Annotated in this window: 9 protein-coding genes and 1 pseudogene; 1 reads left to right on the forward strand and 9 read right to left on the reverse strand. The window is 61.8% G+C overall.

Translation table 11 applies throughout. The features are described 5' to 3' along the window. Positions 1-251 precede the first annotated feature (251 nt). The 9 genes and pseudogenes from B2G71_RS11180 to B2G71_RS11220 all read right to left on the reverse strand — a co-directional run bounded on the left by B2G71_RS11180 (position 252) and on the right by B2G71_RS11220 (position 11,154). Positions 252-2,132, reverse strand: a complete 1,881-nt coding sequence (locus B2G71_RS11180) for an FTR1 family protein (RefSeq protein ID WP_098105861.1) — start codon at positions 2,130-2,132, stop codon at positions 252-254. Positions 2,133-2,212: 80 nt separating this feature from the next. Continuing rightward, positions 2,213-2,590 (reverse strand): annotated as a pseudogene (locus B2G71_RS11185) (cation transporter); the annotation flags it as partial. Between the two features lie 372 nt (positions 2,591-2,962). After that, entirely contained in the window at positions 2,963-3,610 is a 648-nt protein-coding gene (locus B2G71_RS11190) for an isoprenylcysteine carboxylmethyltransferase family protein (RefSeq protein ID WP_141521550.1), read from the reverse strand. Between the two features lie 431 nt (positions 3,611-4,041). Continuing rightward, positions 4,042-4,419, reverse strand: coding sequence for a copper-binding protein (locus B2G71_RS11195; RefSeq protein WP_098105862.1), 378 nt, complete (start codon positions 4,417-4,419; stop codon positions 4,042-4,044). Positions 4,420-4,432: 13 nt separating this feature from the next. After that, positions 4,433-7,576, reverse strand: coding sequence for an efflux RND transporter permease subunit (locus B2G71_RS11200; RefSeq protein WP_098105863.1), 3,144 nt, complete (start codon positions 7,574-7,576; stop codon positions 4,433-4,435). After that, complete coding sequence (locus B2G71_RS11205; RefSeq protein WP_098105864.1) at positions 7,573-9,045, reverse strand: efflux RND transporter periplasmic adaptor subunit; 1,473 nt, start codon at positions 9,043-9,045, stop codon at positions 7,573-7,575. The genes B2G71_RS11200 and B2G71_RS11205 overlap by 4 nt, the downstream gene beginning before the upstream one ends. Then, positions 9,042-10,241, reverse strand: coding sequence for a TolC family protein (locus B2G71_RS11210; protein ID WP_346426937.1), 1,200 nt, complete (start codon positions 10,239-10,241; stop codon positions 9,042-9,044). Before B2G71_RS11210 ends, B2G71_RS11205 begins: the two co-directional genes overlap by 4 nt. A gap of 170 nt (positions 10,242-10,411) precedes the next feature. Continuing rightward, positions 10,412-10,687, reverse strand: coding sequence for a hypothetical protein (locus B2G71_RS11215; RefSeq protein ID WP_098105866.1), 276 nt, complete (start codon positions 10,685-10,687; stop codon positions 10,412-10,414). Between the two features lie 104 nt (positions 10,688-10,791). Continuing rightward, positions 10,792-11,154 carry a hypothetical protein gene (locus B2G71_RS11220; RefSeq protein WP_098105867.1) on the reverse strand — a complete coding sequence of 121 codons (363 nt, stop codon included), beginning with the start codon at positions 11,152-11,154 and terminating at the stop codon, positions 10,792-10,794. A 421-nt stretch (positions 11,155-11,575) separates the two neighbouring features. On the opposite strand from B2G71_RS11220, the gene B2G71_RS24095 reads away from it, so the two are divergent. Next, positions 11,576-11,914: a hypothetical protein gene (locus tag B2G71_RS24095; RefSeq protein WP_168176339.1), complete on the forward strand. Its 339-nt coding sequence runs from the start codon at positions 11,576-11,578 to the stop codon at positions 11,912-11,914. Positions 11,915-12,667 lie beyond the last annotated feature (753 nt).

Genomic DNA, 12,667 nt, shown 5'->3' on the forward strand with positions numbered 1-12,667 from the left:
AGAAGATATTTCAGCTGACAGGCGTTGAACAACCTTTGAAGAGTCGGTGATTTCTTGGGGATGACCTGTCAGGACTGGCTGAAATTTCCGATCATTCTGACCGCCGGCGTCGACGTGGAAGGCCTTCAGCATGGGCGCTTTCAAGTGCGGAAGGGTTGCCCAACAAAATGGCAAACACCATCATGGCGAATTCTCCCGGCGTTGCGTCTGCTTGCACGACGTTGCGCGGGGAGCGGCGCGCCGCAGCATCTCTATTCAACAGCGCTACGAACGACATTTTTGCGTCCGTTGTACCAGAACCCGATCCAAAGGCTCACAACCGTCAGAAGCTGGAGAAGCAGCGGCTGCAATGCTGGAAAAATGCCGAGCATCGATAGTCTGGGCACATATGCGACCGGCGTGATGTCGATCAGGCCTGCTTCTTGAAGTGCAGCCGTCCCCTTGCCAGCGAGAACCACCGCGAGGACGGCGATGAGTGCCGAACTGTAAGTGAAGAATTTCCCGATGGGCAGCGAACGGCTGTAGCGCAGCATGGCCCAGGCGATTGCCGCGAGGAACGCAATCGCAGCGGCAGTACCTGCCGCGATGACGCTGCCGCGTCCCTGTGCCGCCAACGCCGCGAAGAAGAGGATCGTCTCGAAGGCTTCGCGATAGACGACAAGGAAAGCGAGACCGAATAGGAACCACGCCGAACTGCGTGACAGAGCCTTGCCCAGCACCTTATCTATGTAGCGCTGCCAGCTCTCGGCTTGCGACTTGCCATGCATCCAGATTCCGACAGAGACGAGCACTACCGCCGCAAAGAGCGAGCCGAAGCCTTCCGTGAGTTCCCGGCTCGCGCCGCTGATCCCGATCGCATAAGTGGCGACCGCCCAGGTCGCTCCGCCCGCAACGAGCGCCGCAATCCAACCGCCATGAACATAGGGCAGCACTTCGGGTCGGTCGGCCTTGCGAAGAAAGGCGATCATCGCAACGACGATCAGCAGCGCCTCTAGTCCTTCACGCAAGAGGATGGTGAGCGCACCGATAAAGGTCGAAGCGTCGCTCGCCGCATCGGGTGAAAGAACAGCCTCAACATCCGCAAAAAGGCTTTCAAGCACGGCTTCTTTTCCGGCAAGCTCCTCAGCGGTGACACCGCGTCTAATTGCGGCCCGGTATTCGCCCATCGCACCCTCGATGCGCGCCATGAGCGTCGCGTCTCGCGCCGCCAGGATTGGCTCCACCGGCTCGAACCCGTCGAGATAGGCGGAGAGAGCCAACCGCTTGGCTGCTTGCCTGTCGCCCCCGCGATAGGCAGCGAGGCTCTGCCTGAGCTTTTCGCGCGCGACAGTGAGCGAAGCTGGCGTCGCCATGTTGAGTGCCTGCGGGTTCGCACGCAGATAGCCCATGGCGGCGTCGGCCTTGTCCTGGTCGATGGTGCGGCCAAGGGTCTCGGGCGTCATGGTGGCCAAGGTCTGGAGGTCGGGGATGCGCTGGCGCAGGGCCAGGTCGCTTTTCCAGAAGCGCTCACCGGCAGCCGCATCCTTGAAAGCCAGGCTTCCTACATAGGTTGCCAGCGCCCACCTATCTTGGGAGGGCATGTCCGCGAAGCTCTGCATGGCAGTGCCGTCGAGTCCCTGATCGATCACCTGGTAAAGCGCGAACAGGCTGCGCTTGCGCGCGCGCTCAGTATCAGTGAAGGCGATCGGCGGCGGGTCGAGCCCTGCGGCCTGCGGACCGTGGCCATCGCCGTTTGCGCCGTGGCAACTTGCACAATTCTCTGCGTAGAGCGCCGCGCCACGAGCCAGATCAGGAGCCTTTGCTGGCGCGAGTGGCACCGGATAGGCGGCGAGCAGGTCGCTCGCCAGAGAACGTGCCTTTTGCGCGACAATATCAGGGGCTGCCTTGGACGCTATTGCGGTCTGGAGCCCTTCCGCTTCGACAATGAGCCGCCCGCGCTCGGCCTTCGCGGGAAGCGCCGCGATACCGCTGCGGATCGTCGCGGAGAACTCGGTCATCTCGGCATATTCAGCCGAGCTGGTGACGCGACCGTTCGACACTGCGCCGGCATAGTCAACGGCCACATAATCGAGCAGCCTCCAAACGGTCTGAGCCTCAACGGCTTCCGCCCGCGCGGCGGTGTGGTTGAGCATGAGACCCGCAAATACGGCCAGAAGGCTGACAAAAAAGCGAAGGCGGAATGGGATAGACACGCAAGAAGCTCCGAAAATCAGGACGCCAGTCCCAGTTCATGCAGCTCGGCATCGGGAGCGACGGCGGTCAGTGCGCGCCAGATTGCGACCCCGATCACGCCAAGACCGAGGGTCCTAAGGAATATACCCTGCACGAGCGCTATGCGTGCCCGCGCCACCACAGCCCGGCCGAGTGCGATCAATCCGACCAGCGTGATCGTCCCATCTCCGACGAAGTCGAGCGCATCGGCCTTGAGCGCCTGGCTGTCGGCGACGAACCCGCCGACGATCTCGCATGCGCCAAAGCCCAGATTGAGCAGCACGACGATCCATAACGCCCGCCGATATGCTGGGTTTCGTTCAGCGCGCTTGCTCTCTCCGGTGCAGCCGCAGTCGCCTGATTGATTCGAATCCACCATGGCAACAATCTACAAGCTCCAGCCACTCTAAAAGCAAGCATTTTTGCGAATCGTTCGCGATATGCAATCTCTGGCACGTCAACCGCTTCATTCCCGACGCAACACAGTTGGATTAAGGCATGGATATCCGTAAGTTCTCCAGTGCCCTACGTTCACTTTCAAGGCGACCTTTCCTTCAGAACATGTTCCGGTAAGCTAGGGCGAGACCGGTCGGAACATCCAAAGGAGGGACACCGATCTGCGACCCCAATGGCCATGGGTCGGGGAACCGCGATATTCTGGTTGCCGAAGGGGCAAGATGTCCGGTAGCAGGCCAGTTATCCAAACTTGGGGCGGAGAAACACCAATTGTATGAGTCTTGGGATCAGACATCTATTGTGTTTTCTCTGATCCCTGCGCCTCATCCACCAGGTTTCTCCACTTTCCCCAACGGGGAATGAACATCGGTACCCGGGACTGGTAGGTTCGGTAGGTGTTTCCGAACAGGGTTACCATGCGACGTTCCTCGCTGCGCGCAAGAAGGAAATAGGCGATCACAATCAAAGGGAACAGGCCAACCGAGAAGAGCGTCGGCCAGTGAACGACCCCTTCGCCAAAGAGCGCCAGGAACAAGCCCAAATACTGCGGATGCCTAACGAACCTGTACAGCCCGTCCGTCACGAGCTGGTCCTCTTGACGAGCGCGATGGACCTCTCGCCAGCCCTGGATGAAGATACCTATGCCGATAAATGCGAGGCCGTAGCCCAGAATCATCGAAATCAACATGCCCGTTTCGCCGACACCGGCAAGTGTCGACCAAAGGCTTGCGCTGACATATTCCCTGTCGAGGCCAAACGAACGCACCAGCAAGTAGATTGTCAACGGGAAACCATACATTTCTGCATAAAGTGCGATGATAAAGGCCTGGACCAGACCCGCACCCGCCCATTCCCGCCAAGCCTGCGGTGCAAAATATCGGTAGAATATCCAGGATACCACTACGATCATTATCGCCGCGAGGCCCCACCCGAATGTTCCCATGATATCCCCCTAATGTTGGTGCAATGGCATGCGTCTAGCGTTGTGCCCTGCAGAAATACTGATCGTTGTCCATTCAGCGGACTAAGACGCGCCAGCGGATGAAATCTTACAGGTTCGCTGGCAGCCGACTGCAATTGGCAGAAGAAGTTTGCGGGGCTGATGCCGTCGAAGATCTTAGCGGCTGCGCCAGCTCAAGGTGGAGAAGCGCATTGAAGACAACGACCCGTCCGAACGCTTCGAGAACTGCAACCGCCGGTCCGAGGCCATCCGCGAACCGAAGCGAGTGGCAAGTCCAGTCACAACCCTCCCCGCGCCCGCCACTGCGCGCTAGGGGCGGTAGCGGCCCGCCTCTGGGTCAAGTGCTGCCAATCGAGCACAAGCGGCAGGGCGAAACAGCCCTGCCGCTCCATCGTCCCTCAAGCGGATGAAGTTTACTGTTTCTGAATCGCCGTCACCTCGCCCGCACCGCCTTCGAGCGCAAGATCGAAGGCGACCTTGTCGCCTGCCTGCAGGTTCTCGATCAGTTCGGGTTTGGCCTTGAACGCCATGGTCATGGCCGGCCAGTTGGCTTCCGGGATGGGCGCATGGTCGAGGGTGATCTTCCCTTCGGTCATGTCGATCGCGGTCACGGTGCCGGTGCCTTTCGCCATCATGGCAGCTGTGTCTCCAGACATCTCCATTTTGTCCATGCTATCGGACATGCCCGGCGCCATCTGGCTATTGGCCGCCTCGCCTGTGGTTTCGCCGCTCTGGCCACAAGCGGCCAGCAATATGGCCAGGCCAGGTCCCGCAAGCTCATGTAGTCTCATTCCAACGTCTCCTTCACTGTTGAACAAGTCGAGTATCAGGTTTCGTATGCCTTCGCCGCATCAGCAGATAGGCGGCGGGGATCACGAACATGGATAGCAGTGGCGCGGTCACCATGCCGCCAACCATGGGGGCTGCGATGCGGCTCATGACTTCGGATCCTGCGCCGGAGCCGATGAAGATCGGCAGCAGGCCGGCGATGATCACTGCCACGGTCATTGCCTTCGGCCGCACTCGGAGCAGCGCGCCTTCCCGGACAGCTTCGCCGACCTCTGTCTCAGACGGGGTTTCCCCGCGCTCCTCGAGCGCGTCCTTGAGATAGATGAGCATGACGACACCGAATTCCGCGGCGACACCAGCCAGCGCGATGAACCCGACGCCGGTCGCGACCGACTGATTGTAGCCGAGGAGGTAGAGCAGCCAGAACCCGCCGGTGAGCGCGAAGGGTAGCGTACCCATGATCAGCAACGCCTCGTCGAGCCGGCCGAAGATCAGGAACAGCAGCACGAAGATGATCGCGAGCGTCGCCGGCACCACGATCGTCAACCGATCGATTGCGCGCTCGAGATATTCGAACTGCCCCGAATAGGCGATCGAGACGCCGGGGGACAGCCTGACACCTTTCGCCGCCGCCCGTTGCAAGTCATCGACGACCGAGGCCAGGTCGCGCCCGCGCACATCGACATAGACCCAGGTCGAAAGCCTGCCATTCTCGGTTTTGAGCATCGGCGGTCCGTCGATCACGGCCAGGCGCGCCACGGTGCCAAGCGTGATCTGCTCACCTTGCGGTGTGAGGATGGGCAGCGTCCGCAGTTCCTCCAGGCTGTCCCTGATCTCGCGTGGATAGCGAACATTGATCGGATAGCGCGCCAGCCCCTCGACCGTCTGGCCCACATTCTCGCCGCCGACGGCACCGGCGATGATTTCCTGCACGTCGGCGATGTTGAGCCCGAAGCGGGACGCAGCCACACGGTCGATCGCGACATCGACGTAGCGCCCGCCGGTCAATCTCTCGGCCAGTGCCGAACTGACGCCGTCCACCCCCTTCGCCGTCGTCTCGACGTCGTGGGCTATGCGATCGAGCTCGGCCAGATCGGATCCTGAAACCTTGACGCCGATCGGGCTCTTGATGCCCGTCGCGAGCATGTCGATGCGGTTGCGGATCGGCGGCACCCAGATATTGGCGAGGCCCGGCACTTTCACGACGCGGTCCAGCTCCTCCACCAGCTTATCGGGCGTCATGCCGGGCCGCCACTGGTCGCGCGGCTTGAAGCGAATCGTCGTTTCGAACATTTCGAGCGGTGCAGGGTCGGTCGCGGTTTCGGCGCGCCCGGCCTTGCCGAACACGCTTTCGACCTCGGGTACCTGCTTGATCATCCGGTCGGTCTGCTGGAGCAACGCGGAGGCCTTCGCGGCGGATAGGCCGGGCAGAGCCGAAGGCATATAAAGCAGATCACCCTCGTTCATAGCCGGCAGGAACTCGCCGCCGAGCCGCGACAAGGGCCAGGCGGTGGTTGCGAAGACAAGCGCGGCGATGACCAGCGTTGTCTTGGGCCGCCTCAGTGCCCAGTCGATTGCGGGCTTATAGGCTCTGGTAAGTGCCCGGTTGACCGGATTGGCCTGTTCGGATGGGATGCGCCCCCTGATCAGCCAGCCCATCAGCACCGGCACCAGCGTTACCGACAGGATTGCGGCTGCCGCCATCGCATAGGTTTTGGTGAAGGCCAGCGGTGCGAACAACCGCCCCTCCTGCGCCTCCAGCGTGAATACCGGCACAAAGGACAGGGTGATGATGAGAAGGGAGAAAAACAGTGCCGGCCCGACTTCCATCGCGGCTTCAGTGACGGCGATCCATCGCTTTGGTCCGTGAAGGTGCTCGCCCGGATGGTCAGCTTCCCAGCGCTCGATCTTCTTGTGGGCATTCTCGATCATGACGATTGCGGCATCGACCATCGCGCCGATCGCGATCGCGATGCCGCCCAGCGACATGATATTCGCGTTGACCCCTTGGAGGCGCATCACGATGAACGCGGCGAGCACGCCCAGCGGCAGCGTGACGATCGCGACCAGCGCCGAGCGGACGTGCCAGAGGAACAGCGCGCAGACGATGGCGACGACGACGAATTCCTCGCCCAGCTTGTGCGTCAGATTCTCGATGGCGGCATCGATGAGCTGCGCGCGGTTATAAGTGGTGAGGATCTCGACACCCAGCGGCAGGCTCTTCTTCAAATCGTCAAGTTTTGCCTCTACCGCCGAAATCGCGCTCCGCGCGTCGGCGCCTTGGCGCAAGACGATGACGCCGCCCGCCACTTCGCCCTCGCCATCGAGTTCGGCAATGCCGCGCCGGATTTCGGGGCCAAGCTGAATTGTCGCAACATCGCCCAGCGTCACAGGTACACCGCCGGCCGCGGTGCGCAGCGGGATCGCCCGGAAATCGTCGAGCGACTGAAGATAGCCGGAAGCGCGGACCATGTACTCGGCCTCGGCCAATTCGAGCACCGAGCCGCCGGTTTCCTGGTTCGCACGCCGGATCGCTTCAACTGCCTGGCTGTGGGTTACGCCGTAACCGGCGAGCTTCACCGGATCGAGCACGACCTGATACTGCTTCACCATCCCGCCAAGGCTTGCAACCTCGGCGATCCCCGGAATGGTCTTGAGTTCATAGCGCAGGAACCAGTCCTGCAGGGATCGGAGCTGCGAGAGGTCATTGCGTCCCGTGCGATCGACGAGCGCATATTCGTAGATCCAGCCGACGCCGGTTGCATCGGGTCCGATGGCGCTCTTCGCTGTCTCGGGCAGGTCGCCCTGTACCTGGTTCAGATATTCGAGCACGCGCGAGCGTGCCCAATAAAGGTCGGTGCCGTCCTCGAAGATCACATAGACGTAGCTGTCGCCAAAGAAGCTGTATCCTCTCACCGTTCTTGCGCCGGGCACCGAAAGCATGGTGGTGGCGAGCGGATAGGTGACCTGATCCTCCACAATCTGCGGCGCTTGTCCGGGATAGCTGGTGCGGATGATCACCTGCGTGTCGGAAAGATCGGGCAGCGCATCGATCGGAGTCGTCCGCACAGCCCAGAGCCCGGCGAAGAGCAGCGCCAGCGCGCCCAATACGACAAAGAAGCGGTTCTGGACCGACCAGTGGATGAGCCGAGCGATCATTGGCCCGTCTCCCGAACCATCGATCGAACCGTTGGCCCTCGTGCCGCCTGTTCGAAAGTGAAGCGCACGCGGTCACCGGGCTTGAATCCCTTCCCAAGCGACTGGCTGCCAAGCCGGAAGGTCATCGTCATCGCGGGCCAGTTCATCGTCGGCACGGGGCCGTGGCTGAGCGTCACGCTGTCGGGTGCGATCTTCTCAATCCGGCCGGTCGCTTGATGGCTTGTGGCCTTGGCGGGAGCCGGCGCGGTGCCGCCATCTAGCGGCCGCACCTCCAAACCCGACAGACTTGCCTCGGAATCGATCAGGAACTGACCTGAAGTGATGACCTTCTCGCCCTCGGAGAGCCCGGCGAGGATTTCGGTCCGGCCGCCCGTTTCCATGCCGGTCTTTACCTCGGCCGGCTGATAGCGGCCCTTGTCCAGCGCCAGCATGACAAGCGTGCGTTTGCCAGTGCGGATGACGGCCTCGGACGGGACGAGCAGTGCGCTGCGCGGCACGCCTGCAAAGGTCACCGTTGCGAACATGCCGGGGCGCAGGCGCCCGCCGCGATTGGCCAGTTCGACGCGCGCGGTCACTGTCCGGCTCTCGGTCTCCGCCTGCGGGAGGATCGCGCGCACGCGCCCCTGGAAGGTCTCGCCCGGAAAGGCGGTCAGGGTTGCTGTAACGGGTCTTCCCGGCTGCGCTTGCCCGGCCATCGCCTCGGGCACCGCGGCATCGAGCCAGACGGTGCCGAGGCCGTTGACCTCGGCGAGGGTCTGGCCCGCCATCACGCTCATACCGGATCGCACCCCGAGAGACTTGATCGTGCCCCCGATTGGCGAAGTGATGGTGATGACGGTGTGCGGTCTGCCGCTCCGCTCGGCTGCGGCGATGGTGGATTGCGGCATTCCCAGCAGAATCAGCCTTTGCCGCGCGGCGCCTGCCAACGCTCTGTCGCCGGTGCGCAGGACGGCAAGATATTCTTCCTGCGCGCCGCCCCAGTCCGGGATCAGCAAATCGACGAGCGGTGCGCCCGCGCCGACCACATCATCGGGCGCGCGGTTATAGGTGCGCTGGACAAAGCCGCTCGCCCGCGGCTGGATGATTGCGACCTCACGCTCGTTATAGCCGATCGTACCGATTGCGGTGAGCCCACCGTCCAGCGTTCCGCGCCGCGCTTCGGCAGTGCGCAGGCCCAGGCTCTGAACCAGCGTGGGATCGATGCGTACCCCGCCTTCCTCCCCGGCCGCGTCGGCATATTTGGGAACAAGCTCCATATCCATGAACGGCGACTTGCCTGGCTTGTCGAAATGCTGATTGGGGACCATCGGATCGTACCAGTAGAGCACCTTGCGATCTCCGGAGGTCGCTTCCTTTGCCGTATCACTGCCCCCCAGGGACGCGACGCCATAGCCGGCGGCGACGCCAGCAAGCGCAATAGCGGCGGCCGCAAGGCCAAGCCGCGCTTTCGAAGATAGTTCCAGATTCATCGATCGTCTCCGAAGTTCAGAGCCAACCACGCCTCATGGCGGGCAACCGCGGCTTCCCGGTCCAGTGTGTCGAGCTCGGTCCGGGCAAGACTGGCCTCCGCCTCGATCACGTCGAGCAGCCCGGCGCGTCCAGCGGCGTAGCTGGCGGTCTCAAGCTCTGCTTCCCGCCGCGCAAGCGGCAGGAGCGTATCCTTCGCCCGAATCCATTGTTCGTGATGCATGGCGTGCTCCGCGAGTCCGGCATCGAGCTGCGCCTGCAAAGTCCGGCGCACGTCTTCCTGCTCGGCGCGCGCGGCCGCCGCGTCCGAGGCCGCCGCCGCGATCCGTGGGTTCTGCCGGCGACCGGGAAAGATCGGCAGCGACATGGTCACCCCGACCGACACCATATTGCCGAATTGTGGATCGCGTCGCTGGAAAGCGACATTGAACCCCCAGTCGGGCCGCTTTTCCGCCCGTGCGGCGTCGATATCGGCGAGCGCCTGGCCGACATTTGCAGAGGCCATCTCGAGATCCGGATGGCGAGCGATAGCCGCGCTGAGCCCGGATCGCGAAACGTCGAACTGCGGGATCGTCCCGGTGGGGACCGGATCGGGCTCGCCGGTCCAGCGCGCCAGTTCCGCGCGAGCCTTGCCCGCCTCCGCGACAAGCACGCTGCGGCGGTCTTCGAACAGTTCGGCAATCGACTGGCGGATGTTGAGACTTTGCGCCGGCCGTCCCGTTCCTGCCGTCACGGCCGAAACGGCGGCACCGGGCAGACGCCGCAGCCGTTCCAATATGATGTCCATCGCCTCAAGGCGTTTTTGCGCATAGAAAGCGTCGATCCAAGCAATCGCGGTGGCAACTCTGATCCTGCGAAGATCCGAACTGCTTTTGGCCTGCGCCGCTACGATATCAGCCTCCGCCCTGTCCTGTCGGGCGTGCCGCTTGGCGAGATTCGGCACTTCCTGCTCGATGCCGAGCCGTTCCATCGTCATGTTCTCTCGGGTGAAGCTAAAAGCTGGCGGGCCGGATACGGGAAAATTGTCGACGCCGATCCCGAGCTTCGGGTCGGGCAGTTGCCCCGCGGCAATCGCGGCCGACTGACGTGCGCGAACCTGTTGCGCCCGCGCTTCAAGCAACGGGGCGTCGTTTGCCGCGCGGTTCAACGCTTCCTCGAAACCGAGCGGACCGGCCAGTGCCGGGCTCGAGAACACCACGAGCAATGGCGCGCAATACAATAGGCGCATGGAAGTCTCCTGATTCGCAGCAATCAGACCGATGCGTAAACAAAGGTGGCTCGGCAAACGGACGCCGGCGAAGATGAGGGATCTCCGCCGGCGCCACGCGCCTGGCTCACATGTTTATTGCTATCGACCAGGCAATAATCTTAGCCCGCCGATGGAGCGGCTTTGTGATCATGCATGCTCTTCATGCACTCATTGGCGCTCATCTTCATCATGTCGCAGTCGCAATTCGGCATCTTCGGATTATGTGCCACCCAGACCCGCTTGCGCGCGGGACCGGTCGCGCGTGGACCGAATTGAGGAGCCGACCGCCACTCGTAATGGCCCAGGCCATTCTGTTGCTGGCGATCGCCTGCAAGGGCGGGAAGGGGCAGGGCAAGCGCCATGCCGGCGGCGACGAAAAGAACTCGAACCTTCATCACGAATATCCTTTGGCTAGATCATGGCGATAACCGCGCGGCAAGCAGGACATCCGGACGGGCATCAAGTGCACCGAACCGACCGCCGCTACGGCTGACAGGGATCAGCCAAGGATTTGGGGAGGATGTTGCTCTGGTGGAATCTCGTTTCCGGCAAAGATCGACGTCGTGGGCCAGAATGCCAGGGACGAAACAAAGAGCGGCGCAGTCATCGGCACCGCTGGTTCCTTCAGGATGATCGGAACGACGCAGCCCATCGCGGCGATGCAGTCGAATGTCAGGCCCTTGCAGGGCTTCTGCGCCGGCTGCGGCTGCTCATCCTGCATCATTTCCATGCAATCAGGGCTCATCTGAAAAACAGCCGCTGGGACCGTGACCACGCGCTCGCTCGCCGCAAAAGCGGCTTGCTGGCCGAAGATGCCAAGAAGCGCTCCGAAGAGAAGCAGAAGGCGGAGTGCGCGTCTCACTATGATCTTAGCTAGCCGTTTCCTGTTGCCGTGACAATGACATTAGCCACTTCGCCAACGGTTTGCCGTCGGCGATGATATGCAAAAATTCGCTCGCCAGAAAAGCCGAAGGCGGTGAAGTCGGGTGTTGGTGCATTTCCACGCCGAGTGGCCCGATCGACATTCCAGCCTCAGCAAGACCTCTAATGTCATGCTCGCGGAACTCAAAGGCGCGTTTCATTCCGCTATGGGTACATTATCCCCGGATACCATCCCATCCATGATCGCTGTATGGCATGATGCCAGATGTACCGGCACACCGTGAGCGCGCTGGAAAGCAGTGTGGCGTTGAGCATCGATCGCCGGGACGCGCCTCGCGAACTGCGCGAGCACCTGTGGCACCCAGTGCTTGCAGTATCCGCAACCCGGATACCGGCGCACAATGACTGCTGATGCCGCCTGGGCGAGCGACAGCGTCGCGAGGGCAAACAAAGCAGCAAGCAACGAGGCGGATGGCATTTTGTCACTCCAGTTTCAGGCCGGGGCCGCCAAGAGTTTTCTGGCAATTCCCAACATTCAAGAGTCCCGCTCACGTTTTACGCAGGAAGAGGATCGATCCTTCGAAATTTCGATTGCAACCAAGTTCGAAAGGTATCGCTTCTTGCCGCCGTTCCACCTTAACGCGGCTGGTCAAAGTTTGCTCGGAGTGCGCTGGCGTTCAAGACACCACGTTGCACGACCGTTCAAATGGATGCGTGCCCCGTTGGCTCCAATTCGCTGAGCGCGTCGTGGTCGTGGACATTCAATTTACCAGACGGACACGAAACACCGTCCTTCGACACCCCGTAACGTCGGAAAAATTCACCTCTAACGCTCACCGGTGAGGGAAAGGTCAGTCCAGTGCGTATTCAAGAAGACTGATGTTTCACGGAGCGAGGTCCGCTTCGCTGTTCGAGTTGGACGCCCGCTGCCTCGATCCGTGATTCCGCAGTCTCCGATCAGCGTTAAACGTTCCTATTGTGCATATAGAGAGGATTTTGCGATGCGCCGGCAATCTATCGCAGTTTTCTTGGCAGTTTCCCTGGGCAGTCTCCTGCTTTCGGCCTGCATTGGCCGCCAGGAGATGCTCGCCCGTCATCGGGCAGCGTGCATTACCTATGGCTACACTCCGGGCACCGAGCAATATTCCAACTGTCTTCTGCAACTCGACGTGGGCGACTATGGTTACGGCCATCATGGGCGCAGGCCGATGTGGAACCAAGGTAAACCCGAACTGCCTCCGCCTCCGCCTCCGCCCTCCCCCGACCCGCAGCAGCGATGACGGTTGCTACCGATCCCATTGGTCTCAGCCCTGGCTCTATCGGAAGGAGATAGCCTGAGATTGCGCTGAACGTGTTCTCGAACGGCAATCCTCCCGCCGTCTCCTTTCGATACGGGTGAAACTGCCTATCCGTCATGCTTGGACTGGCAACCGCCAACCGCTTCTACATGACTCCCGCGCTCGAGCCTCCGATATCGGGGATGTAGCCGCTCG

Origin of the sequence: Novosphingobium sp. PC22D (genome assembly GCF_002556635.1) — a bacterium.
Classification (GTDB): Bacteria; Pseudomonadota; Alphaproteobacteria; order Sphingomonadales; family Sphingomonadaceae; genus Novosphingobium.

Coding starts and splice junctions, on each gene's coding strand:
- B2G71_RS11190 (WP_141521550.1), bottom strand. CDS start 3,610: ATGGGAACATTCGGGTGGGGCCTCGCGGCGATAATGATCGTAGTGGTA.
- B2G71_RS11180 (WP_098105861.1), bottom strand. CDS start 2,132: ATGCTCAACCACACCGCCGCGCGGGCGGAAGCCGTTGAGGCTCAGACC.
- B2G71_RS11195 (WP_098105862.1), bottom strand. CDS start 4,419: ATGAGACTACATGAGCTTGCGGGACCTGGCCTGGCCATATTGCTGGCC.
- B2G71_RS24095 (WP_168176339.1), top strand. CDS start 11,576: ATGACTGCTGATGCCGCCTGGGCGAGCGACAGCGTCGCGAGGGCAAAC.
- B2G71_RS11205 (WP_098105864.1), bottom strand. CDS start 9,045: ATGAATCTGGAACTATCTTCGAAAGCGCGGCTTGGCCTTGCGGCCGCC.
- B2G71_RS11200 (WP_098105863.1), bottom strand. CDS start 7,576: ATGATCGCTCGGCTCATCCACTGGTCGGTCCAGAACCGCTTCTTTGTC.
- B2G71_RS11215 (WP_098105866.1), bottom strand. CDS start 10,687: ATGAAGGTTCGAGTTCTTTTCGTCGCCGCCGGCATGGCGCTTGCCCTG.